This is a genomic window from Winogradskyella poriferorum (genome assembly GCF_036553625.1).
In the GTDB taxonomy this organism is placed as follows: domain Bacteria; phylum Bacteroidota; class Bacteroidia; order Flavobacteriales; family Flavobacteriaceae; genus Winogradskyella; species Winogradskyella poriferorum.
In genome coordinates this window covers 290,205-315,688 of the sequence record NZ_JAZHOU010000003.1, presented here as the reverse complement: position 1 = coordinate 315,688, position 25,484 = coordinate 290,205, and the positions used below count along the sequence as shown (strand labels likewise).

General features: G+C 33.9%; 22 protein-coding genes. 11 read left to right on the top strand and 11 right to left on the bottom strand.

Annotated features, from left to right (window positions below; genetic code table 11):
• Window positions 1–19: 19 nt before the first annotated feature.
• From V1468_RS11005 to V1468_RS10985, 5 genes are all read left to right on the top strand, one after another.
• Window positions 20–577, top strand: coding sequence for an NUDIX hydrolase (locus V1468_RS11005; RefSeq protein WP_331810294.1), 558 nt, complete (start codon window positions 20–22; stop codon window positions 575–577).
• The gene (locus V1468_RS11000) at window positions 574–1,251 is read left to right on the top strand and encodes a PrsW family intramembrane metalloprotease (RefSeq protein WP_331810293.1); all 678 of its coding nucleotides are present in this window, start codon (window positions 574–576) and stop codon (window positions 1,249–1,251) included. The genes V1468_RS11005 and V1468_RS11000 overlap by 4 nt, the downstream gene beginning before the upstream one ends.
• A gap of 126 nt (window positions 1,252–1,377) precedes the next feature.
• Window positions 1,378–1,854 (top strand): acetyl-CoA carboxylase biotin carboxyl carrier protein subunit, encoded by a 477-nt coding sequence (locus V1468_RS10995; protein WP_331810292.1) that lies wholly within the window; start codon window positions 1,378–1,380, stop codon window positions 1,852–1,854.
• 110 nt (window positions 1,855–1,964) lie between these two features.
• Complete coding sequence (gene accC / locus V1468_RS10990) at window positions 1,965–3,404, top strand: acetyl-CoA carboxylase biotin carboxylase subunit (RefSeq protein WP_331810291.1); 1,440 nt, start codon at window positions 1,965–1,967, stop codon at window positions 3,402–3,404.
• Window positions 3,405–3,410: 6 nt separating this feature from the next.
• Complete coding sequence (locus tag V1468_RS10985) at window positions 3,411–4,952, top strand: acyl-CoA carboxylase subunit beta (protein WP_331810290.1); 1,542 nt, start codon at window positions 3,411–3,413, stop codon at window positions 4,950–4,952.
• A 69-nt stretch (window positions 4,953–5,021) separates the two neighbouring features.
• Here the strand turns inward: V1468_RS10985 and V1468_RS10980 are convergent, their stop codons facing one another.
• From V1468_RS10980 to V1468_RS10965, 4 genes are all read right to left on the bottom strand, one after another.
• On the bottom strand, window positions 5,022–6,809 hold the full coding sequence (locus V1468_RS10980; protein ID WP_331810289.1) for a ribonucleoside-diphosphate reductase subunit alpha: 1,788 nt from the start codon (window positions 6,807–6,809) through the stop codon (window positions 5,022–5,024).
• A 2-nt stretch (window positions 6,810–6,811) separates the two neighbouring features.
• Window positions 6,812–8,086, bottom strand: a complete 1,275-nt coding sequence (locus tag V1468_RS10975; protein WP_331810288.1) for a ribonucleotide-diphosphate reductase subunit beta — start codon at window positions 8,084–8,086, stop codon at window positions 6,812–6,814.
• 316 nt (window positions 8,087–8,402) lie between these two features.
• Window positions 8,403–8,933 carry a GNAT family N-acetyltransferase gene (locus tag V1468_RS10970; RefSeq protein WP_331810287.1) on the bottom strand — a complete coding sequence of 177 codons (531 nt, stop codon included), beginning with the start codon at window positions 8,931–8,933 and terminating at the stop codon, window positions 8,403–8,405.
• A gap of 5 nt (window positions 8,934–8,938) precedes the next feature.
• Window positions 8,939–9,382: a DinB family protein gene (locus V1468_RS10965; protein WP_331810286.1), complete on the bottom strand. Its 444-nt coding sequence runs from the start codon at window positions 9,380–9,382 to the stop codon at window positions 8,939–8,941.
• An 83-nt stretch (window positions 9,383–9,465) separates the two neighbouring features.
• Between V1468_RS10965 and V1468_RS10960 the strand changes: the two genes are divergently transcribed.
• Window positions 9,466–10,677, top strand: a complete 1,212-nt coding sequence (locus V1468_RS10960; RefSeq protein ID WP_331810285.1) for a multidrug effflux MFS transporter — start codon at window positions 9,466–9,468, stop codon at window positions 10,675–10,677.
• Here the strand turns inward: V1468_RS10960 and V1468_RS10955 are convergent.
• Window positions 10,663–11,283, bottom strand: a complete 621-nt coding sequence (locus V1468_RS10955) for an L-threonylcarbamoyladenylate synthase (protein WP_331810284.1) — start codon at window positions 11,281–11,283, stop codon at window positions 10,663–10,665. The genes V1468_RS10960 and V1468_RS10955 overlap by 15 nt on opposite strands.
• Window positions 11,284–11,368: 85 nt before the next feature.
• Here V1468_RS10955 and V1468_RS10950 point away from each other — a divergent pair, with 85 nt between their 5' ends.
• Both V1468_RS10950 and V1468_RS10945 read left to right on the top strand, forming a co-directional pair.
• Window positions 11,369–12,343 (top strand): pepsin/retropepsin-like aspartic protease family protein, encoded by a 975-nt coding sequence (locus tag V1468_RS10950; RefSeq protein WP_331810283.1) that lies wholly within the window; start codon window positions 11,369–11,371, stop codon window positions 12,341–12,343.
• On the top strand, window positions 12,340–13,287 hold the full coding sequence (locus tag V1468_RS10945) for a hypothetical protein (RefSeq protein ID WP_331810282.1): 948 nt from the start codon (window positions 12,340–12,342) through the stop codon (window positions 13,285–13,287). The genes V1468_RS10950 and V1468_RS10945 overlap by 4 nt, the downstream gene beginning before the upstream one ends.
• 17 nt (window positions 13,288–13,304) lie before the next feature.
• On the opposite strand, the gene V1468_RS10940 is transcribed toward V1468_RS10945, so the two are convergent.
• The 3 genes from V1468_RS10940 to V1468_RS10930 are packed head-to-tail and all read right to left on the bottom strand — an operon-like array spanning window position 13,305 to window position 17,039.
• On the bottom strand, window positions 13,305–13,988 hold the full coding sequence (locus V1468_RS10940; protein ID WP_331810281.1) for a hypothetical protein: 684 nt from the start codon (window positions 13,986–13,988) through the stop codon (window positions 13,305–13,307).
• On the bottom strand, window positions 13,966–14,658 hold the full coding sequence (locus tag V1468_RS10935) for a carboxypeptidase-like regulatory domain-containing protein (protein WP_331810280.1): 693 nt from the start codon (window positions 14,656–14,658) through the stop codon (window positions 13,966–13,968). Before V1468_RS10935 ends, V1468_RS10940 begins: the two co-directional genes overlap by 23 nt.
• A gap of 53 nt (window positions 14,659–14,711) precedes the next feature.
• Window positions 14,712–17,039 (bottom strand): ATP-dependent helicase, encoded by a 2,328-nt coding sequence (locus tag V1468_RS10930; RefSeq protein WP_331810279.1) that lies wholly within the window; start codon window positions 17,037–17,039, stop codon window positions 14,712–14,714.
• A 139-nt stretch (window positions 17,040–17,178) separates the two neighbouring features.
• On the opposite strand from V1468_RS10930, the gene V1468_RS10925 reads away from it, so the two are divergent.
• A complete protein-coding gene (locus tag V1468_RS10925) occupies window positions 17,179–18,741 on the top strand; it encodes an FMN-binding glutamate synthase family protein (RefSeq protein WP_331810278.1) in 1,563 nt (520 codons plus the stop codon).
• Between the two features lie 4 nt (window positions 18,742–18,745).
• A complete protein-coding gene (locus tag V1468_RS10920; RefSeq protein ID WP_331810277.1) occupies window positions 18,746–19,264 on the top strand; it encodes a DUF7935 family protein in 519 nt (172 codons plus the stop codon).
• 71 nt (window positions 19,265–19,335) lie between these two features.
• Here the strand turns inward: V1468_RS10920 and V1468_RS10915 are convergent, their stop codons facing one another.
• Window positions 19,336–20,220 (bottom strand): patatin-like phospholipase family protein, encoded by an 885-nt coding sequence (locus tag V1468_RS10915; RefSeq protein WP_331810276.1) that lies wholly within the window; start codon window positions 20,218–20,220, stop codon window positions 19,336–19,338.
• Window positions 20,220–22,193 (bottom strand): M1 family metallopeptidase, encoded by a 1,974-nt coding sequence (locus tag V1468_RS10910; protein ID WP_331810275.1) that lies wholly within the window; start codon window positions 22,191–22,193, stop codon window positions 20,220–20,222. Before V1468_RS10910 ends, V1468_RS10915 begins: the two co-directional genes overlap by 1 nt.
• 123 nt (window positions 22,194–22,316) lie before the next feature.
• Between V1468_RS10910 and recG the strand changes: the two genes are divergently transcribed.
• The gene (gene recG, locus V1468_RS10905) at window positions 22,317–24,419 is read left to right on the top strand and encodes an ATP-dependent DNA helicase RecG (protein ID WP_331810274.1); all 2,103 of its coding nucleotides are present in this window, start codon (window positions 22,317–22,319) and stop codon (window positions 24,417–24,419) included.
• A gap of 340 nt (window positions 24,420–24,759) precedes the next feature.
• Here recG and V1468_RS10900 read toward each other — a convergent pair whose 3' ends face one another.
• A complete protein-coding gene (locus V1468_RS10900) occupies window positions 24,760–25,395 on the bottom strand; it encodes an SDR family oxidoreductase (RefSeq protein WP_331810273.1) in 636 nt (211 codons plus the stop codon).
• Window positions 25,396–25,484: the final 89 nt, after the last annotated feature.

Sequence of the window (25,484 nt, the reverse complement as noted above, 5' to 3'; positions counted from 1 at the left end):
CAGACCGTCTTTATTTTATATGGACGAATACATAGACATAGTTACTGCAACAGGTGAACCAACCGGTAAAACTGCCCTTAAATCTGAAGCCCATAAAAACGGTTGGTACCACAATACAATCCATCTCTGGCTATACACCAAAAATGATGAAATTTTATTACAACAACGCTCCCATAAAAAGGTAATTCATCCATTACTTTGGGATGTTTCAGCAGCGGGACATATAGATGCTGGAGAAACTTTTGCAGATGCTGCTCTAAGAGAAACAAAAGAAGAAATCGGACTGACATTAAAGCCTGAAGAATTGATTAAAGTAGGCACAAAACTTCATGAAAGTTCTTATGCTAACGGGACTATTCAAGATAATGAATTTCATCAGGTTTATATTGCAGAATTAAAAGTAAATCTATCGGATTTGAAGCCACAAGAAGAAGAGGTTGAGGCTTTAAAACTTGTTACTTTTGATGAGTTTGAGACTTTGTTAAGTCAAAGTGAAACAAACAATCACTTTATACCAACCAACAAATCGTATTATAGTTTTATCTTAGATGCAATTAAAGCCCAACTAGAACTATGAATTTAATTCTATGTGCTGTTGCACCAATATTTACGATAATCATTTACATTTATTTTCATGATAAATATGAAAAAGAACCAGTTGGGCTTTTAATTGCTAATTTTCTTTTTGGTGCAATAGTTAGCATTATTATTGTAACTATCCTTTATATTTTTACAGGACGCTTTATTCCTATTACGGATGAATATAGCGTTTGGCAACAATTTATTCAGGCTTTTGTGGTTGTAGCCCTTTCTGAGGAATTTAGTAAATATGTTATTGTAAAGTATTTTGCCCAACCAAAAAAAGCATTTAATGAGCCCTATGATGGTATTATATATGCAGTGATGGTATCAATGGGTTTTGCTTGTACAGAGAACATCATGTATGTTTTACAAGGTGGTTACGAAACTGCAATCTTAAGAGCTTTTACTGCTGTACCAGCACATGCAACCTTTGGAGTTTTAATGGGTTATTTTATGGGATTGGCAAAATTTTCAAACAATAGAATAAAACTCAATATGGCTGGTTTATTTTTAGCAGTATTGTTTCATGGCGCTTATGACTTCTTCCTGTTTATACGATTTATTCCTGGTATCTCAATTGGTGCCTTTGTGTCCTTAATTATTGGTGTTATTTTATCAAGAAAAGCGATTCGCAGACATCAAGATAACTCAACATTTAAAACCGATTAGAAAACACAATTTACACTGTCATTAAAATGTTATAATCTCTTAAAGTCTTTCTGTAAACATGATTTATTTCATATTTTAGAAGTCCATTAAAATATAACTTAGCCAAAGTTTAATAAACCTCTACATATGTATAAAGCAAAAGTTAATGCTTCTTATGAGTTTGATGTAACCGAAGAAGCAGTAGACCAACTTGATGCTGTTGAAACCTCAACAAATAAGTATCATATTCTTCAAAACAACAGTTCAATTAAAGCTAACATTGTTAGCTCAGATTTCAACAAAAAAACATACAGTGTTAAAGTTAATAACAACACTTATGATGTTGCACTAAACGATGCATTAGATCAGCAAATAGTTGCTCTAGGCTTTGAAATTGGTGCTTCTAAAAAAGTAAACGATATTAAAGCACCTATGCCTGGATTAATCTTAGAGATTAATGTAACAGAAGCTCAAGAAGTTAAAGAGAATGATCCGTTATTAATTCTTGAAGCCATGAAAATGGAAAACGTTATCAACTCACCTCGCGATGGAGTTATAAAATCTATCAAAGTCAGTCAGGGAAATACTGTTGAAAAAAATGCACTTTTAATCGAATTCGAATAAAATGATGAGTCAGTTCGAGTGTTTTGTGAAGTATGAACAAAATGTATCGAGAACTTCTCGGTAAGATTTTTTATCAAAAATCACTCGAAGTGACGCCAAAAGAAACTCATATGAAAAAAATATTAGTTGCCAATCGTGGCGAAATTGCAATTCGTGTGATGCGAACTGCAAAAAAAATGGGAATAAAAACTGTCGCTGTATTTTCTGAAGCCGATAGAAATGCACCTCATGTAAAATTTGCAGACGAAGCTGTTTGCATTGGTCCTGCACCATCTAATCAATCTTACCTTAAAGGAGATAAAATTATTGAAGTTGCAAAATCTTTAAATGTCGATGGTATTCATCCTGGTTACGGTTTCTTAAGTGAAAATGCAGATTTTGCTGAGTTATGCGAAAAAAATGATGTTATTTTTATTGGTCCACGTTCTAAAGCCATAAAAATGATGGGAGATAAATTAGCAGCTAAAGATGCTGTTAAAGATTACGATATTCCAATGGTACCTGGTGTAGATCATGCCGTTACCGACCCAAAAGAAGCTGTTGAAATCGCGAAACGAATTGGCTTACCTATTCTTATTAAAGCAGCTGCAGGTGGTGGTGGAAAAGGAATGCGTATTGTTGAAAACGAAAAAGATGTTGAAAGCCAGATGAAACGTGCCATTAGTGAGGCTACTTCTGCATTTGGTGATGGTTCTGTTTTTGTTGAAAAATATGTAACCTCACCAAGACACATCGAAATCCAGGTGATGGCAGATACACATGGTAATATTGTTCATTTCTTTGAACGCGAGTGTTCTGTACAACGTCGTCATCAAAAGGTAGTTGAAGAAGCGCCTTCTGCCATATTAACTCCAGAATTAAGAGAAAAAATGGGACAAGCAGCTATAAACGTAGCACGTTCTTGTGATTATGTTGGTGCTGGTACAGTTGAATTTTTAATGGATGCCGACCATAATTTCTATTTCTTAGAAATGAACACGAGACTACAGGTAGAGCATCCTGTATCAGAGTGGATTGCTGGTGTAGATTTAGTCGAGCTTCAGATTAAAGTAGCTCGTGGTGAAGTTTTAGACATTAAACAAGAAGACCTAAAAATTAATGGTCATGCCTTAGAGCTTCGTGTGTATGCCGAAGATCCTATGAATGATTTCTTACCAAGCGTTGGTAATTTGGAAGTTTATCAATTACCTGTTGGTGAAAATATTCGTGTAGATAATGGTTTCGAAGAAGGTATGGACGTACCAATCTATTATGATCCAATGCTATCTAAACTTATCACTTATGGCAAAACACGTGCAGAAGCTATTGAGCTTATGATAAAAGCAATTGATAACTATCACGTTAAAGGCGTACAAACTACATTACCTTTTGGTCGTTTTGTTTGTGAGCACGATGCGTTTAGAAGTGGAAACTTCGACACTCATTTTGTGAAGAAGTACTACTCACCTAGCCTTTTAGAAGAGCAGCATAAGGCTGAAGCAGAAATTGCTGCCAAATTAGCCTTGAAGCAATATTTAGCAGACCAAAAATTACTAAGACTACCTAATTAAGATACTATGAGTTCTAAAATAAAAACACTAAATGAAAAAATGGCCTTATCTAAATTAGGTGGAGGTCAAAAACGAATAGATAAACAACACCAAAAGAAAAAATTAACAGCAAGAGAGCGTATTCTCTACCTATTAGATGAAGGTTCTTTTGAAGAAATTGGCGCTTTGGTAACACATAGAACTAAAGACTTTGGTATGGAAAACCAAAAATTCTATGGAGATGGTGTAGTAACAGGTTATGGTACTGTAGATGGACGTTTAGTTTATGTTTTCGCGCAAGATTTCACGGTTTTTGGTGGTTCTCTATCTGAAACACATGCCGAAAAAATCTGCAAAATCATGGACATGGCTGTTAACGTTGGTGCACCAATTATAGGTCTTAACGATTCTGGTGGAGCACGTATCCAAGAAGGTGTACGCTCTCTAGGAGGTTATGCTGACATTTTTTACAGAAATGTTCAAGCATCAGGTGTTATTCCTCAGATTTCCGCTATAATGGGACCTTGTGCTGGTGGTGCTGTATACTCACCTGCCATGACCGATTTCACTATTATGGTTCAAGATACAAGCTACATGTTTGTAACTGGTCCAAATGTTGTAAAAACTGTAACCAACGAAGAAGTAACAAGTGAAGAACTTGGTGGTGCAAGTGTACATTCTACCAAATCTGGAGTTGCCCACAAAACTTCTGCAAATGATGTCGAATGTCTTGAGGATATCAAAAAACTATTAAGTTATCTACCACAAAGTAACAGAGAAAAACCAGAAGATTTAGAGTTTGAACTTAAAGAAGAAATTAGAGAAAGTCTTTCTGATATAGTTCCTGATAATCCTAATAAACCTTACGATATGCACAGTGTTATAGAAGGTATTATTGATGAAAATTCATTCTATGAGATTCATAAAGATTATGCTGAAAACATTATAGTTGGTTTTGCAAGACTTGGTGGAAAATCAATTGGTATTGTTGCCAATCAGCCGATGTTTTTAGCAGGTGTTTTAGGTGTAAAAAGTTCTAAAAAAGCCGCTAGATTTGTGCGTTTTTGTGATGCTTTCAATATTCCATTGTTAGTATTAGAAGATGTACCTGGTTTCTTACCTGGAACGGATCAAGAATGGAATGGCATCATTGTACATGGTGCCAAGTTATTATATGCATTTAGTGAAGCTACTGTACCAAGAGTTACTGTAATTACACGTAAAGCGTATGGAGGAGCCTATGATGTAATGAACTCTAAACACATAGGTGCGGATATGAACTTTGCTTGGCCAAATGCTGAAATTGCCGTAATGGGAGCCAAAGGTGCTGCTGAAATTATTTTTAAACGTGAAATTTCTGCTGCAGAAGATCCTGAAGCGAAATGGAAAGAAAAAGAAGCTGAATACGCAGAACTTTTTGCTAACCCTTATAGTGCGGCAGAACGTGGTTACATTGATGAAGTTATTTTACCACAAAATACACGAAGAAAACTAATAAAAGCATTTAGTATGCTTGAGAATAAAGAAGTTAATAAGCCTAAACGTAAGCATGGTAACATTCCATTATAATTTTTACTTACATTAATAAAAAAAACCCGATTTTTCAATCGGGTTTTTTTATACTATATACTTTAGAATTTAAGCTTCACAGCTTGCACATTCTTTCTTTTGCTTAAACTTCTGAGCAGCATTCATACTATGTTGATAGTATAGTGACTTTAAACCTAATTTCCATGCTGTAACGTGGATTTTGTTAATCTCCTTCACAGACATATCTGGATGTATAATTATATTAACTGACTGTCCTTGATCAATATGGTTTTGTCTATTAGCTGCTTGATAGATAATATCCATTTGATCGATTTCAGAATAAGTTTTAAAGACATCTTTTTCTTCCTCAGTCATAAAATCTAAATGCTGTACAGAACCATCGAAATCTCTAATACTTCTCCATACTTCAGTCGTGTTTTGACCTTTAGACTCTAAAAATGCTTCTAAATATGGGTTCTTAATCGTTGTCTTAATCTTTGCAATATCTTTTACATAGATGTTAGACCAGATTGGCTCAATACCTTGAGATACTTGTCCTAAAATAAACGCAGAAGATGTTGTTGGCGCAACAGCATTTAAGGTTGTATTTCTTCTACCATAGCCTTTTAAAACTGCTGGTTCTCCAAACTGAGCAGCTAATTCTTCAGATGCCTTGTAAGATTTCTCCTTTATAACTTTAAATATCTCACTATTCAAATTAAATGCCTCCTGACTGTTAAATGCTAACATCTTAGACTGAAGTAAAGAATGCCACCCTAAAACACCTAAACCTAATGCTCTGTTATCTTTTGCAAAGTTATAAGCACGCTCCATAAATAGGAATGTTTGCTGATCGTCTTTGTTTGGAGAATTCTTATAACGCTCTAATTTCTCTGTAAATTCAGTGATTATTGCATCTAAGAAATAGATCATAGTCTCTACAGCATCTGTATCTTTCCAATCTTCGTAATGCAATACATTTAGTGAAGATAAACAGCATACAAAAGACCAGTCATCATTAGATGGCAACATAATTTCTGTACACAGGTTACTCGCATAGATTGGCATCTTTTTGTCTTGATAGACGTCTGCAGCACCATTATTAGCATTATCTGTAAAGAAGATGTAAGGGTAACCCATTTCACCTCTTCTCTGTAATACTTTTGCCCAAACCGTACGTTTTTCTACATCACCATCAATCATTTCTTGCATCCAATCGTTAGTAACTGTAACACCATGTGTTAGCTCTTGGATTGGATTTCCTTCAGTACCTATTTCTAAGAACTCCATAATGTCTGGATGATCTATTGGCAAGTATGGTGAAAAACGTCCACGACGCACAGACCCTTGACTTACAACATCGACCATAGACTCAAACAACTGCATAATATGTACAGCACCAGAAGCCTGACCATTATTTTTTACAGCAGCACCACGATGTCTTATTTTACCAAAGTAACCAGAAGTACCTCCGCCAAGTTTTGACATCATACCTACTTCTGATTGGGTATATAAAATATTACCCATATCATCATCTACATGCGAGCCAAAACAAGATATAGGAAGACCTCTTTCTTTCCCAAAGTTAGACCATACTGGTGATGACAAGGAAAAGTAGCCTAGAGACATGTAGTTAAAAAACTTATCTGCATAACCAGGAATTCCTAAAATTTGTTCTGCTCTGTCTGCAATTTCTTTAATGCGCTCTTCTGCAGACACACCTTCAGTAAGGTAGCCAGATGCTAAAAATTTACGACTATGATCTGTTAACCAACTAAAGTCACCATCTGTTTTGGTTTTTAGTTGTTGTAACGATTTTTTTCTTGCGTTTATTAATTCGTTTTCTACTTTACTTTCTGTACTGTTCGCGCTATTAATCTGGTTTTGTTCTATCATTTTTAAAAAAGGTCATCACTGGTTATACTCTGGGTTCTTTTGCTGTAGTTGATTGATCGCTTCACGAAGAAATCACCATGTTTGGTTCCTATTATTTCATCATCAAACCATTCAGTCTCTGCTAATAATTTTTCGTCTGTATCAAATATTGTATCTATTCCAATACTATTTAAAGATCTATTAAATCTATCTTTAAGGAATTCATTTACAACTGCTTTTGGTAAGAAGTCTATTTCTCCTTTTTCAAAAATCCAGTCTACAATTTTACTTTCTGCATCAAAGGCCTCTCTACACATATCCTGAACAGTTGCATTGTAATCTTCATCAAACCATTCTGGGTTTTCGTTTTTGATAATTTTAATAATATCTATTCCGAAATCACCATGGATTTGCTCTTCTTTTGATGTTGCTTCAACTACATTAGAAACACCTTTTAATACATTCTTATGCTTATTGAATGCCATTATAATAAGGAACTGAGAAAATAGAGATACATGCTCTATAAATAATGAGAATAATAAAACTGCATCTGCATATGCTCTATTATCTTCACTTTTAGAATTCTTTAATGCAGTTTCTAAATACTGAACACGACGCATTATCACAGGTTTTTTCTTTAAGTCCTTAAATTCTTTGTTAAGACCTAAAATCTCTAATAGATGTGAGTATGCATCATGATGTCTTACTTCACTCTCAGCAAATGTTGCACCAACAGACCCTATCTCTGGTTTTGGCATTTTATGATAAATGTCTCCCCAAAATGATTTTACTGCTACTTCTATTTGAGAGATAGCAAGCATAGTGTTTTTAATTGCACTACGTTCTACGTCTGACAATCCTGCTTTAAAGTCCTGAATATCACTTGTAAAATTAAACTCTGTATGAATCCAATACGAATGCCTTATTGCGGGCACATACTCATATAAATCGGGATATTCATATGGCTTAAGGTTAATTCGTTTTTCAAAGATGTTTGTCTTACGTTTTCTTGCTTGTTCATCTCTATAAAGTATGTATGCTTTAGCAACATCAAAAAATTCATTTTTCATTAATGAATCCTCAACAGCATCTTGTATTTCTTCTACTGTTGGCACATACTTTGGCTCTTTTTCTTTTTGCTTTAATAACACATCTAAAACACTCTGAGAAATGCGCTCAGCATCTTCTAAACTTCCATGTTCTAGTGCTGTCATGGCCTTTAGAATTGCATTTGTAATTTTATTAAGTTGAAATGGTTTTGTTGAAAAATCCCGTTTCTGGATATGTGTTATTTGCATGAGGAAAATGTATTTAGATTAATATTTGGACGAAGTCAAATATCCAATTTATTCCTCCTTTTTTCGAGACTACATTTTCATTTTTTTTAACACTTTTATTAACATTGAGATAACGTTAAATAAACATCAATAAAACAGCCTATTTGAAAAAATATATTCAAAAAAATGGTTAATTTTTATCATTGTTTTGAAGATTATACAATGAAAAAATCACCTAAATATTTATGAACAAATTCTTAACAATCTGTATATAAAACATTTAAATTTCTTATGTGGATTATCGTCTTAAAACGATAGTAAATCTGTGCTAAACCTTTTAATCAAAGACCTTTCCGTAATAATTTAGATCAACCACTTCTCCTTTGGTCGTTTTGTAGTCTCTTCTTATGGTCCCTTCAAGTTCAAATCCATTTTTTACAATTACAGCTATACTTCCTTTATTTCTAGCATTAGCCCTACAGAGTAGCTTTATAAATTTATACTCTTTTACAATATGTTCAACTACAAGTTTAGCAGCTTCAGTCACTATACCTTTACTCTCGTAACGCTTATCGATAAATGATCCTAGCTCTGCTTTAGGTAGGTTTTTATCAATATTTTTTACATCAACAAGACCAATAAATTCACCTGTATTTGTATCCGTTATCATATAAGGTAAATAGTTGAAATTTTTAATTTTTTCCTGAATTTCTTCACAATACAAAAGTGTATCTGCCAAGGTTTTAGTTTTTGAAACTGTACCGGCAAAAAAATCCTCTAGACGACTTCTGTTATTCTCTATAAGATTGAAAAATGCCTTGCCTTCGTTTGGTTGAAGAAGTCTTATTTTAAAATTTTCAAATTCCATATTTTCTAGTCTAACAAACGTCTGTGATAATTAATCTGCCCTAAATGATATGCCAGATGCATAGATAAATGCAAAAGAAAATACTCAGTTGTCATCTTTTCTTTAAATGGATTTTTTTCGTATTCCTTATCCAAATCACTTTGCGTTAAACTACTCAAGGTGTTTTCTACAACCATTATGGTATCATTTATTTGTTTTATTAACTCTTCTACAGAAATATTTTTTAAAGAAAATTCTAAGTCTCTCTGCCTAACATATCCTGTATTTCCTAAGGCAGTTCCAATAAAATGGTTTAGGTTACCTACTAAATGAAGTGCTAAATTACCAGCTGAATTAGAAACTAACTTATCTGTAATCCAAAGGTTAGATTCTTTATTGTAGAGTTGAATTTCTTCTTTTAATTTGGTTAAATCCCGCTTGAATAATTTTATTAGGTTTTTGGTTAACATGGTAACAGTTATTTGAATGTTAATGTTGCGTTATTGTATGGTAACTCTTCAAAAATAGATAATAATTGACTTACTTTTGCCCTATGCAAAATGAAAACCAATCTCAATTAGAGTTTATTGTACTAATGGCTGCACTAATGTCTATTGTAGCATTATCTATAGATGCTGTATTGCCTGCTCTTCCTACAATTGGAACTCATATTGGAAGTCTAGGTGATACTGAAAATCAAAAATTAATAACAACAATATTTTTAGGTCTGGGTATTGGTCAGCTAGCTTTTGGTCCACTTTCAGATAGTTTTGGAAGAAAGCCCATGGTATATGTTGGCTTTTTTGTTTTTATCATTGCGTCTTATATCTGTATTACGACCAAAAGTTTTGAAATGATGCTTTTAGGTAGGGCATTGCAAGGTATTGGATTATCTTCTCCAAGAACTATGAGTATTGCGATTGTAAGAGACTCCTATAGTGGTGACCATATGGCAAAAATCTTATCTGTTGTGGTAATGACGTTTATTTTGGTTCCTGTTGTAGCACCTATGCTTGGACAGTTTTTAATGCAACATTTTGGTTGGAAATCTATTTTTACATTTAACTTAGGTTTTGGTCTACTAATAATGTTTTGGTTTTGGAAAAGACAAAAAGAAACTCTAAAACCTGAATATAAGAAAACGTTTAGACCTGCTATATTCAAAAGCGGAACTATTGAGTTTTTTAGAATAAAACCTGCCGTTATTTATACTTTATTTTCTGGCTTAATTACTGGCTCTTTTATGGTTTACCTTAGTACTGCGCAACAAATATTTCAAGTGCAATATGATTTGGGAGAATATTTTCCTTACATTTTTGCAAGTTTAGCTGTAACTATAGGCTTAGCTACTTATCTTAATAGTGCTTTGGTAATGCGTTTTGGAATGCGTAATCTTGTAAATGTAGCCTTACTATCCTTTATTGGCATTTCTCTTACTTATGTAATTTTGTTTGGTTTTTCTGGCAATCCTAGTATTGAAGTGTTAATAGGCTTTTTTATGTTACAATTTGCCAGCGTAGCATTTCTGTTTGGTAACCTTCGTGCTTTAGCTATGGAACCTATGGGACATATAGCAGGTATAGGTTCTGCACTAAATGGATTTATTTCTACAGTAATGGCTGTACCAATTGCTAATTTTATAGGTGGTTTCGTAAAAGAATCGGTGACACCTTTATTTGTTGGCTTTTTAGTTTGTGGTATTATTTCTCTTATTCTTTTTTACTCAATTAGTGCAAGAGTAAAAACAATACTAAAAAATATCTAGAGGTCCTTTTCCTTCTCTTACAACTTTAGGTGATTCATCTGAAAGGTCTATAATAGTAGAAGCTTCGTTTCCACCATAACCACCATCTATTACCAAATCAACTAAGTTATTCCACTTCTCTAAAATTAGTTCTGGGTCTGTTGTATATTCTATAATATCATCCTCATCTCTTATAGACGTTGATACTATTGGATTACCCAAGGCGTTCACCAACGCTAATGCTATAGAATTATCTGGCACCCTAATCCCAACAGTTTTTCTTTTCTTAAATGGATTTGGCAAACTTTTAGAACCTGGCAAAATAAAAGTATAAGGACCTGGCAAAGCACGTTTCAGAATTTTAAAGGTCGAGGTATTTATTTGTTTAACATAATCACTAAGATTGCTCAAGTCTTCACACACAAAAGAAAAGTTAGACTTTTCGAGCTTTACTCCCTTTATCTGTGCAATACGCTCAAGCGCCTTAATATTAGTAATATCACAGCCTAGACCATATACGGTGTCGGTTGGATAAATAACTAAACCACCTCGTTTTAAAACCTCAACTACTTTTTGAACCGCTTTTGGGTTCGGGTTTTCAGGATATATTTTAATGAATTCTGCCATAAATTAAAGATACGTATAAATGCTAAAAAAATTATAATCTTTTTTTTAACTGTAACAATTAATATGCATTTACAGTCTATATAGTATGCATCAATCAATCAAAATAATCATCGTACTCTTGTTTTTTGCAAAAAGTTTTGCAACAGAAACAAAACCTATAAAGGATGTTCCTCCTTTCTTTTTTACAAAAGCAGAATTTGTTAATGCTTCTACTACGCGTATACCTTTTAAGGTTATAGATCAACTCATAGTTGTTGAAGTAGAAATTCTTGATGAAGTTGGCGACTTTATTATAGATACAGGTTCTGAAGCACTTATTTTAAACAGCGTTCATTTTAAAACTACAAGAAATTTTATTGATGAAAGTGAGCAAAAAAGTGGAATAAATGATAACATTGAAGATGTTAAAGAAAAACATCTCAATCTACTAAGCATTAATGACATCAGTCTAGAAAAACTCAACGCTGATGTTATAGATTTATCTCATATTGAAAAAACCAAGAAAATCAAACTTCTAGGTATTATAGGCTACAGTATTCTCAAAAATTTTGAAGTCTTTATAGATATGCATTTAAATCAATTAACCATAACCAGAATTGACAAAAAAGGAAATAAACTCTCCGATAAAGTTTATGCAGAAACCATTGAGGACAGCATAGATTTTAATCTAAAAAAACACACTATAATTTTAGATGCCTACGTTGGTGATAAAAAGGTTGTATTTGGTTTAGATACAGGTGCAGAATACAATCAACTTAATAAAAACTTAGATTCAGAAATTTTAGATTACTTTTATCCAAGCAGAGAATTAAAGCTTACAGGTGCCAGTGGTAAGAAAAAAAAGGTTTTGGCAGGAAAATTGTACAGAGTAAAATTGACAGATTCAATTTACTTTGGACCAATGAAAACAGTAATTACTAATTTGAGAAAAATGAATACTGCTTTCGGCACTAATCTAGATGGTGTTTTAGGTTTTGAATTCTTCAAACAAAAGAGAACAATAATTAATTACAGAAAAAAGAAGCTTTATTTTATAGCAAATCCTATTACTGAACCTTGACAATAACAAATAAGATATTACTACCTTTTTTAGGTCTTTTATTTTTAACCATCAACATTAATTCCCAAAACAAAAAGGGTTACAAGATTGAAGGAGATAATCTTACATTTATATTTAATGTTAACGACTATCCAAACATAAAGAATAATGGAGATGATATAGAATACGTGTGCGTTTCTGGAGAATTTAATGATTGGACAAGAGACAATGACAAATGGAAAATGACCAAAGTCAGCGACTCCATATATGAATTAAAAAGAGATCTTTCAATCTTTACGTCAGATTTTGACTGGGAATTTAAGTTTATTGTCAATGGATTTCATTGGGCAGAACCATCTGAAGATTTTGAAAATATTGTAGACGCTAGAGATTATGGAGGCCAGAGGTTAATGACTTACAACCTTAAACTTTATAGTGCTTTTGCAACTGATTATGGCAATGTTACCTTTAAACTAAAGGGATATAAAGACGCCAAAAAAGTTATTCTTAGTGGCACTTTTAACCGTTGGGACGAAACTGGTTTTAAAATGAAGCCAATAGATGATGGCTGGGAAGTAACCTTGCAGTTAAAACCAGATATCTATCAGTATAAATTTATTATTGATAAAAACCTATGGATTACAGATCCTCAAAACCCTTCAAAGGTTGAAAACGAATACGGAGGCTACAACTCAGTAATTGACATACAGAAAAATGTAACATTTAAACTTTGCGATTATCTAGATGCAGACACCGTTATTCTTAGTGGTGATTTTAATGATTGGACAGAGGATAATTGCGAAATGACAAAAATTGATGATTGTTGGGTTTATAACATAAGTCTATCTGGAGGAAAACACCATTATAAATTTATTGTCGATGGAGAGTGGATTACCGATCCTACAAATTCTGTTAAAGAATATGATGATGATGGCAACATCAATTCAGTTTGTATGGTAAAATGATTTCTTGTTATTAGGTACTAAAACGATAGCTTTTCTGTAAATGCTGCACTTCCAAAATTAAATTTTAGACCAACATTCAATGTGTTATAAGTTCCTTCTTCAAAGAATGATTTCAACTCATTTGGCACCCTAATATCTGTCTTTATTTTTCGCCAATTGTATTCTAACAGTATATTTAAGTTTCTAACAAACTCATACTCTAACGTTACTCCAAAGTTTCTTAGTTTACCAAAATCTCTGTTACCATATCCAGATTGAATTGAATTTGTTAACGTAGCATTTCCAAAAATCGAAGTGTTAACACCTAACCTAACTTTAGGTAACGGAATAAACTCATAGCCGATTACACCAGAAATTTCTTCAACAGTACTCTCAGTATAATTACCTAACAATTCAGTATTTATATTGTTAAAATTGCTAAAGCCATAACTAAAACCTACAAAGAAGTTTTTGAACACATAAATCTGAAATTTAAAATTATAACCTCCTTTACCTTCAAATCCTTCGCCAATAAAATTGTCTCCATACGACATTGGATTTTGATATGCTATTGAGATTGCTCCAAAATATTGACGTTCGTCATCAAACAAAAAAGGAACTTTTGAGTTTTTTTTATTTTGGCTTATACTATCGTTTTGAGCATTCAGCTGAAAACCAAACACAAGAATAATTAAAACTTTAGTAGCTAAATTCAAACGCATAATCAGCAGAATTAATGGTTATAATTTCAGAAACCTCATCACCTTCATTAAGACTATAGGTAAACTCAACTTGAGATTGTAATGGCACAACAAAGCTTCTGTTTTCGGCATTAGGAGATAAATTATTTAAGGTAGATCCTATAAACCTCATGCTATTACAATTACTCTGAGTTTCATTTAAAACACCATCCTCATAAACCTCTACACAATCAGCATCAAAATATGAAAAACTGTATTGCAGTGTATTGTCCTCTCCACTTTCTCTTATAATATTATAATTGAAATTAGTAATCGATTTCAACTCAACAGTTTCCAAGTTAAAAGTAAGATTATTAGGTGTGAATTCTTCCGTATTAGTTTGATAGCGATACGTAGAAAATTGATCACCAAACGAAATATCTACAAGAAACAATTCATTTGGTCCAAATAAAGCAGTTACACTAAAATTTCCTGAAGCATCACTTACTCCTTCACCTAACAATACACGGTCCGCACCAAAGGCATCTGCATCTGCATACACTCGAATACTTGCATTAGCAATTGGTTGTGTGTTTTGGTCTGTAACATTACCAGTTACCAAAACTCTAATGTTATTTTGTATTTCAGTGTCTTCACAACTAAAAACAGCGATTAGTATTAACCAAATCGCAAAATGAAGCCTTCTGAGCATAATGAAAAGTTTATTTTTAGATGAGAAAAACTACAAAGGGTTGCGTTAAAAGACTAAGAAATAATTTCTAGCTTAGCAAAACGCAAAAGCAATTTTTTAGTACTTCCGCCTTCAAACTTAATTTCGGCTTTTAAGTCACCACCAGCTCCTTCAATTTTAAGAACTTCCCCTCTACCAAAACGTTGATGATTCACAATATTGCCAACCGTTAATTTGGTGTCAAATAAATTAGCTCCAGTATTGGTCTGACTTACCGGCTTTAATTTTTTTGGAGTACTAATTTGAAACTTCTCAGGTTTCTTGGTCTCTTTCTTTTTAAACTTTGGAGACTTTGGTTTTGCAAAACGGACCTTATTAGGCTCAATGTCACCAAAAATTGAAGCATCTAACATTGGGTTGAAACGTTGCTCTTTTAACGGAGTTGTGATGTTTATAAATTCATCATCAATTTCTTCAATAAATCGGCTTGGCTCTGCATCAATTAGTTTTCCCCATCGATAGCGTGATACTGTATAAGTAAGATAGGCTTGCTCTTCAGCTCTCGTTAAAGCCACATAAAACAAGCGACGTTCTTCTTCAAGCTCACTTCTGGTATTCATACTCATGGCACTTGGAAACAAATCTTCTTCCATACCAACAATAAACACATGAGGAAACTCTAGACCTTTTGCCAAGTGAATAGTCATTAAAGCCACATGATTAGGATCGCCTTTATCACCGTCCAAATCCGTTGCTAATGCCACATCTTCTAAAAACTCAGCTAAAGAACCTGTACTATCTGCAACTTCTATCTGCCCTTCAACAAAATCTTTAATACCATTCAATAATTCCTGAACGTTATCCAATTTAGTAACACCTTCTGGTGTACCATCCTTACCTAACTCGCGTATAAGACCACTTGTTTTAGCAACGTGTTCTGCCAATTCAAACGCATTAGCATTTTGGTTCATAACCTTGTAACTTTCTATCAACGTTACAAAATCCTTTAGCTTATTTTTGGTACCATTATTAATATTGATAGATACACTATCAATATCTTTCATAATGTCATAAATGGTCTTTCCTGTCGCATTGGCTGCTACAACTAAACGATCTACCGTAGTCTGACCAATGCCTCTTGCTGGATAATTAATAACACGCTTTAAAGCCTCTTCGTCTGAAGTATTTAAAATTAAACGTAAATAAGCCGTTACATCTTTAATCTCTTTACGTTGATAAAACGACAAACCTCCATAAATTCTATATGGAATATCACGCTTTCTTAAAGCATCTTCAATAGCACGAGACTGCGCATTTGTTCGATATAGTACTGCAAAATCACTATTTTGTAATTGCTTATTCATTTTGGTTTCCCAAATGGTACTAGCTACATAGCGACCTTCGTCTGCGTCTGTCATCGTTCTATGCACAATGACCTGTTCTCCAACATCATTAGCTGTCCAGACAATTTTATCTAGCTTAGTTTTATTGTGTTCTATAACAGAGTTTGCAGCACCTACAATCATCTTTGTAGAACGGTAGTTTTGTTCTAACCTATAAACTTTTACATCGTCATAATCCTTCTGAAAATTAAGGATGTTATTAATATTTGCACCACGAAAGGCATAGATACTTTGCGCATCGTCACCTACCACACAAATGTTCTGAAAACGATCAGACAAAGCTCTAACAATAAGATACTGCGAGTGGTTGGTATCTTGATACTCATCTACTAAAATGTATCTAAAACGGTCTTGATATTGCGCCAATACTGCAGGAAAACGTGTTAACAATTCGTTAGTTCTTAATAACAAATCATCAAAATCCATTGCACCCGCTTTAAAACAACGATCTACATATTCTTTGTAAATCTCTCCCATTTTTGGCCTACGTGCCATGGCATCAGCCTCCATAAGCTCTGGATTTCTAAAATAAGCTTTAACTGTAATGAGACTATTCTTATACGAAGAAATACGACCATAAACCTGTTTGGTTTTGTAGATATCCTTATCTAATCCCATTTCTTTTATTATAGAACCGATTAGCTTTTGCGCATCTTGAGTATCGTAAATGGTAAAGTTACTCGGAAAGCCTAAATGATGCCCTTCGAAGCGAAGAATCTTAGCAAACACTGAGTGAAATGTACCCATCCAAAGGTTTTTAGCCTCGCTATCACCAACGATATCAGCAATTCTACCTTTCATCTCACGAGCCGCTTTATTTGTAAAGGTTAATGCCAAAATATTAAAGGCATCTACTCCTTGACTCATCAGGTAAGCAATACGATATGTAAGTACGCGTGTTTTACCAGAACCTGCACCAGCAATGACAATCATTGGTCCATCTTTCTGAATAGTTGGTGCTAATTGGGCTTCGTTTAATTGACTAAGATACTTTTCCAAAACTTCATTTTTTCAAATCGTGAAATTACACATTGTCCTAGGCTTATCCATGCATAAAATCCAATAATTATAAACAAAATATCAAAAGTTTTATATAATCAATTTTCAATATCTTAGTGCAAAATTTTTATTTCAGATTATGGATTCCGTATTAGAATTCTTAGGCAATATACCTTGGTGGCTTTGGATTATCATTTTTTTAGCACTCGTAGCTATAAGAGACATCTTTTTTCAGCGTAAACATACTATTAGTCATAATTTCCCAATAGTAGGTCATTTACGATACTTACTAGAAAGCATAGGGCCCGAAATGCGTCAATATTTTGTTGCTAACAATCGTGAGGAATTACCTTTTAACCGCATAGAGCGTGGGTGGATTTATGCATCGGCAAAACAAGAAAACAACTACGAAGGTTTTGGTACAGATAGAGATATATACGCACATCAGCATATTTTTATAAACAATGCTATGATGCCTTATAAGGTTGAAAAAAATCATCCAAGTGCACTCGACAAAACATTTGCTCCTTGTGCAAAAGTAATGGGTGCCTATAACAAGCGAAAACGTCCATACAGACCAGCATCTATTATAAATGTTTCTGCAATGAGTTTTGGTTCTTTGTCCGCAAAAGCCATAGAATCTCTAAACAAAGGTGTTAAGCTAGCAGATGCATACCATAATACTGGTGAAGGAGGTTTATCTCCATATCATAGTAATGGTGGTGATGTTATATTTCATTTTGGTACTGGTTATTTCGGAGTACGTGCTGAAGACGGAGGTTTTTCAATGGAAAAAATGGTAAAATTAGTTGAGGATAATCCGTTTATAAGAGCTATTGAAGTAAAACTATCTCAAGGTGCAAAACCTGGAAAAGGCGGAGTTCTTCCTGGAAAAAAAATCACTAAAGAAATAGCAGAAATTAGAGGTGTTGAAGTTGGTAAAACTGTATTATCACCTCCAAATCACAAAGCCTTTTCTACCGTTTCAGAACTAGTTGATTTTGTTGAAAGTATTGCCAAAGCTACAGGTTTACCTGTTGGTATAAAAGCTGCTATTGGAAAATTAGACCAATGGAAAGAACTTGCTCAGATTATGGAAAAGGAAAACCGTGGACCAGACTTTATTACCATTGATGGTGGCGAAGGTGGTACAGGTGCAGCACCACCAAGTTTTGCGGATCATGTCTCTTTACCTTGGGTTTATGGATTTAGTGATTTGTATAAACTTTTTCAAAAACATAATCTTACCGAACGTATTGTTTTTATTGGCAGTGGAAAACTCGGATTTCCTGCAAAAGCAGCAATGGCATTTGCAATGGGAGTAGATTGTATTAATGTTGCACGCGAGGCTATGATGAGTATTGGATGCATACAAGCACAAATTTGCCATACCAACCGCTGTCCTGCTGGTGTGGCCACCCAGAAAAAGTGGTTACAAAATGGCATTAATGTACCTCTAAAATCTGAGCGTTTAGCACAGTATTTTAAAACCTTTAGAAAGGAACTTATGGAAATTACGCATGCAGCAGGTTATGAACACCCTTGTCAATTTAATATGCGTGACATTGAAATGAACGTAGATGATCATAACCTAACAAAAGAGTTTAAGCACACCTTTAATTACGAAAAGACACCAGTTGCTTTTAAAAATATGCAAGAATTAAAAGATTGTGTTTATCTTGGCGGCAAAAAGGATAACTAATTTTATGGAACAACAACTTCTTAATCTTTTAATGTACACAATTCCTGCACTTATAACGGGTGCTATTGCCTATTTGTTTTTTAGAGAGCAAATGGATAACGAAAACAAAAGACGTCATTTTTTACTCACAAAAGATTTACAAAAAGAATCATTCCCATTAAGACTTCAAGCGTACGAACGAATGTCTCTTTTTTTAGAACGTATTAAGCCGCAAAGCTTATTAACAAGAATTAATCCAACATCTTCAAATAAAGATAATTACGAAAACTTACTTATAGCTACAATTGAACAGGAATTTGAACATAATCTAACCCAACAAATTTATGTTAGCGACCAATGTTGGAGTATAATTTTAGCTGCAAAAAATGCCACCATTCAATTGATTAGAAAAGCAAACATGAATGAAAAAACAGATAGCGCAGACAAGTTGCGTGAAGTGGTTTTAACTGAGCTTATGGATAAACCTGCACCAAGCAATGCAGCGCTTTCTTTTATAAAAGAAGAAGTTGGTGAGATGTGGTAGATGTCTAGTGTCTAGTGCCTAGCAAAAATAAAATAGCGATACACTTTACACTTAAAACTCTCGACTAATTACTAAACAGAATGCTTTTTCTCAGCATAATCATAGCCTTGTTCCCACCACTTTTCCATTAAACGCTTACTAAAAATTAGAGAATTTTCAGTTAAACTCTTAGGCGTATAATAAAGATTTAATTTTACGTTTCTGTTTTTTGCTGCAAGTTGACCTATAACAATATCGCTTCGCTCTACCTGATCGAGTAAGTGCCCAAATAAATTCATCATTAATGAAAATGGGTTTTTTCCAAGCACACGTTGCTTACCAAGGTTTTCGGCTTCGAGAACAATAGCATCTACTTCTGTTGCACCTCTTAAAATAGCTTCTCTTATAGGGATTACACACCCTAAACCACCATCTGCATACTCATAACCATCAACCATTGCCAAAGACATAAATGGAATATAATTACACGAAATCCATATCCAATTACAAAACTCATCATAGGTACAATCATTTATAGATTTATACTCTACACGATTCATAGACAGATTACTTACTGTAACCACCACATCATGTTTTTCGCGCTTAATATGTTGGTACTCCTCAATAGTAAAATGTTTCCTTATATGCTTTCTAAGTGCCTTACTTTCGCCAAAAGTACGTTTCATTCTTACAAACTGCCACAATGAGTTTACAAAATCAATAGACACATATTCTCTATCCCCTTTTTTGCGCTGTACAAAGGGACTTACACTAAAAATATCTTGTTGCTGAACGTTAGTAAAAATATCATAAAGCTTACCGATTTTACCCAATGCTAAATGAGGCACTAACAGACTTCCTGTTGATGTTCCTAAAAACATATCATACTCTCGTTTTTCGCGCTCCATAAGGTATTGCGCTACTCCACCTGCAAAAGCACCTTTACTTCCACCTCCTGAAATTACTAATGCTCGCATTATTTTTTGTTCTCTAATTTTTCGGACATATCTTTTGCAAACTTAACCATTCTCCAGTTATGATGCGATTTTGCTTTTTCGAGATTAGATTTACAAGTATCATTACATGCATTCATAAGATTAAGATAGTTAAAGGCATTCATACGCAAATCCGCATTGTAGCGCTCATCTGTGTAGCTTACTAACTCTTCAAACAAGCCTTGTTTATTATCGGCCTGATAAAATGGTGTATTAAGATTTAAAGCAATCCATAGCAAACGCACATTCTTGTCATTAAAGCCAACTATATTTCTCGTTTTAGATAAGTATTTTGCTCTATCCTCGGGAAAAGTGTTCCAAAGATTATACAAAGCATTTTCTATAGTTACGTAAGACTTATCATCTAACAACGTTTCATAGTTTTCCTTTAGCGCTTTTGGTATTTGCCTTACGTATTGCGAAATTGCTTGCCTTACCTTAAAACCATGCTTAAAGGTATCATTTGTTACCAATTCTGGCATTTGAGAAATCACTTTAACCTTTGCTTCGTCTGAAACATAATATCTTAAATACTCTTTACACTTAGAAGTTTTCGCCTGGCAATCTACCATGAGGTACTCATTAATAAAAGTAGATTCATTTTGAAGCAACCCAAAAGCAGCATCAACAGGAAAATTCTTTCGCTTAATCCACACATCAACAAACATATTAAGCGATTTACCATAAAAACGCTCTACTTCTTTTATAAAATCTGAAGTTTCAACATTTTTAAACTGATGTTTTTCCAAATAAGCTTTCACGGCCTTTTTAAACACATCCTCACCAACTAAACTTCTCAACGCATGAAGCACCCAAGCACCACGCTGATAAAAGGTCAAACTACTCGACTTTGCATTTAAAAGCGACGTACCATCTCCAGCTAAATCTTGTCGTCCTAAATCTACAGCAGATTCATATAATTTGAAATAATAATGATTATCACCAAAAATATCGCGCTCTGCTAACAAGGCGTAATAGGTTGCAAAACCTTCTTGCAACCAATGATGCTCACCAGACGTTGCCGTTACCAAATCACCAAACCATTGATGAGCCAATTCGTGCGCATTAACATTGACATAGCTTTTATCATTAAAACCTATATCATCTACCATAAAAGCATCTGAAAAAATGGTACAGCTCGTATTTTCCATACCAGCATACAAAAAATCGTGCACTGGCACTTGTTTGTAGTTTTGCCATGGGTAAGCAAACCCAATCTCTTCCTCTAAAAAATCGAACATTCTTTTACTATAGCGATAGGTTGGCTCAACTTTTAAAGAATCTTCAGGATAGTAATAAAAATCTAAAGGAATACCGCTTTTTGAAATTTCTTTTTTAACCTCATAATTACCCACAACAAAAGCAACCAAGTAACTTGACATAGGCTTTTGCATATTGTATTGATATTTCATACAGTTGTCTGGCAAAGGAACACTTAACGATTGAACACCATTCGACAAAAATGTATCTAAATCACAATCAATAAAACCTATATTAAATATGATTTTATCATTAACGTCATCTATACTTGGCAACCAGTTACTTGTATACTTCCCTTGGCCTTGTGTCCAAACTTGCCACTCATCATTTCTCTCCAAAAAATACATCGCTTTTTTAGGGTAAGCTATATAATCAAAAAATATCGTGTATTTTTTTTCCTTTTCAAATGGGTATTTAAAATAAATCTTATCATCATAAAATCTAAAATCTAAAGACTCCTTATCGCCTTCTGTTCGAATATAAACATTGTCAAATTTCATATCTACAGCATCTAAAAAAATTGAATCTGTTGATTTTAAAATTTCCAAATTGTACCAAACTTTACCATATACTTTGGAAGAATCTGGAGTTATTCCTAAATATGTTTTAGCGCTTTTATAATCCACATAATCCGTTTGCTGTGCATTAGAAAACACCGAAATGAACAGCAGACAAACAACCAATAATTTTTTCATAATTCTGATTAAATCAAGGATTAGACCAAAGTAAAACTTTTAAAACAAACACTAAACCTAATAGATTAGAAATAATAAAATTTTAGAATTATCCCTTTATAAGAATTTGGTAAATTCGCAACTATGAGTGTGAACTTACAAACACCTATCGATTACCTTAAAGGCGTTGGACCTAACCGAGCTGATTTATTACGCTCAGAATTGGGTATTCACACCTATCAGGACTTGATTAACCTCTTCCCAAACCGTTACATTGACCGTACCAAATACTATAAAATCAACCAATTACAACGCAATAATGCCGAAGTACAAGTTATTGGACAAATAACCAGCTTTAGAGAGGTTGCTCAAAAACGTGGAAAACGCTTAGTAGCTGAATTTAGAGACGATACTGGTCTTATGGAACTCGTATGGTTTAGAGGACAAAAATGGATAAGAGAAAGCTTAAAAACAGGACAGCCTTACGTTATTTTTGGTAAAACCAATTGGTTTAATGGCAAATTCAGTATGCCACATCCTGAAATAGAACTGCTATCGGAACATGAAAAAAATCTGCGTTCTGCCATGCAAGCCATTTATCCGTCTACCGAAAAACTATCAAATAAAGGGATAACAAATCGTGTTGTAACCAAAATAATGCAGCAATTATTTTTGGAAACCAAAGGACGTTATGCTGAAACTTTATCGGATACAATTAGAGGAGAATTAAAATTATTATCAAAATCTGATGCACTTTTTAATGTGCATTTTCCGAAGTCTCCAGAGCTGCTTTCGAGAGCTCAATTTCGACTAAAATTTGAAGAATTATTTTACATTCAATTGCAATTAATTCTGAAAAATTTAATCCACAAATCAAAAATAAAAGGCTTCACTTTTGAAAAAGTAGGGGACTATTTCAACACCTTTTTTAAAGACTATTTACCGTTCGATTTAACTAATGCACAGAAACGTGTTCTTAAAGAAATCAGGGCAGATTTAGGCAGCAACGCACAAATGAATCGCCTTTTACAAGGAGATGTAGGTTCTGGTAAAACTATAGTTGGATTTATGTCAATGCTCATGGGACTTGACAACGGTTTTCAATGCTGTTTAATGGCGCCAACTGAAATTTTGTCAGTTCAGCACTATAACGGATTATTAGAATGGTGTAATAAATTGAATATCAGTATTTCATTATTAACAGGTTCAACCAAAACTTCAGATAGAAGAATTATTCATGAAAATCTCGAAAATGGCACTTTACAGATCTTAATTGGTACTCATGCGCTGCTCGAAGATAAGGTGAAATTTAAAAATTTAGGACTTGCTATTATTGATGAACAACATCGTTTTGGAGTAAAACAAAGATCGAAATTGTGGCATAAAAACGAACTTCCTCCTAATGTTTTAGTCATGACTGCTACTCCAATTCCGAGAACCTTGGCAATGTCTGTTTATGGCGACTTAGATATTTCAATTATTGACGAATTACCTGCTGGTAGAAAACCGATAAAAACAGTTCATCGATACGACAATAATCGACTGAAAGTTTTTCGATTTATGAAAGACGAAATTGCAAAAGGCAGACAAATCTATGTCGTGTATCCTCTCATTCAAGAAAGTGAAAAAATGGACTATAAAGATTTGATGGATGGCTACGAAAGTATCTCAAGAGAGTTTCCAACACCAGACTATCAAATCTCAATAGTTCATGGAAAAATGAAAGCCGAAGACAAAGATTATGAGATGCAACGCTTCGCTGAAGGCAAAACCAACATTATGGTTGCAACTACTGTTATTGAAGTTGGTGTTAATGTACCAAATGCTTCGGTTATGATTATTGAAAGTGCAGAACGCTTTGGTTTATCGCAACTGCATCAGCTTAGAGGACGTGTTGGTCGTGGTGCTGAGCAGAGCTACTGTATTTTAATGACTGGGCATAAACTGAGTAACGACAGTAAAACGCGTTTAGAAACCATGGTACGCTCTAGTGACGGTTTTGAAATTGCTGAAGTAGACCTAAAACTTAGAGGTCCTGGAGATATCATGGGCACACAACAGAGCGGTGTTTTAAATCTTAGAATTGCAGATATTGTAAAAGACAAGGACATTCTTGAACGCGCCAGATATCATGCGAAGTCGGTTTTGAAGCTTGACCCAAGCTTAGCTTTACCTGAGCACAAAATGATTTTGAATACTTACAGACAAATGAGTAAGTACCGTAATATCTGGAATTATATTAGTTAAGGTTTTCAAATTGCTCTCAGCAAAAAGTTCTCGATACGATTTCTCGTAACTCAAAATCACTCTAACTGACGGAATTTGTGAAGATATGAGATTCCTGCTTTCGCAGGAATAAAAAAAGGCCTGGCACCAACAACAACCAGACCTTCAAAACATAACCAAACGTGTTTTGCTGATGAATATATTTTCAAGGTAGACGGTTTTTGAAAGCGAGGCTGTTAGCAACTTGTTAAAGAACAGTAACCAATTGTTAATTAACGTATTATTAAGACAAAAGAAAAGAGGCATGAACAAATCACACCTCTTCAAATTTTCAACTTTTACGCTGAAATAAACTTCTTTATTAATTCATAGCAACTTCAAAGGCTTTACCTATCAAGGTTTCACCTTCTAAAATTTCAAAAGTTTTGTTTTTAGGAGCATCGTCATGCAAAGCTCTAACCAACGTTTGCGCTACATCTGCTCTACTGATTTCTCCCTGTTTATTCAATTCGTTTTCTGCAATTTCAATTTTACCTTTACCTTCTTCATTTTTTAATGTTCCTGGTCTAATAATCGCATATTTCAAATCACTTTCTCTTAAATGCTTATCTGCATTTTGCTTGGCTTTCATATAATCTTTAAGGTCTTCAAACTTCGCTGGAGTATTAGCGCCCATTGAACTTAACATCACAAATTTATTAACATTTGCCATCTTGGACACATCTATTAGTCGTTTTGCACCTTCCTGATCAACCTCAAAAACATTCTTTCCGCCAGATCCTGCTGCAAACACCACTTTATCTACATTTTTAACAACATGGGTTAAATCCTTGGTTAAATCACCTAAAACGGTATCTATATTTTCATTTTTGAACTGCTCTAACTGCGACTCTTTTCGCACCATAGCAATCGGATTAAAATATTGCGAATTTTTTAAAAGGTTAACAACTTGTTTTCCTGTGGTACCATTGGCACCAGCAACTAATACATTTTCCATAAATTATTTTGTTCTTTTATCATGTTTCCTAAAGCTTCTTTTTCTGCTTTAAGTGTAACCACGTTATGTGAAATTACAAATCATTTTCA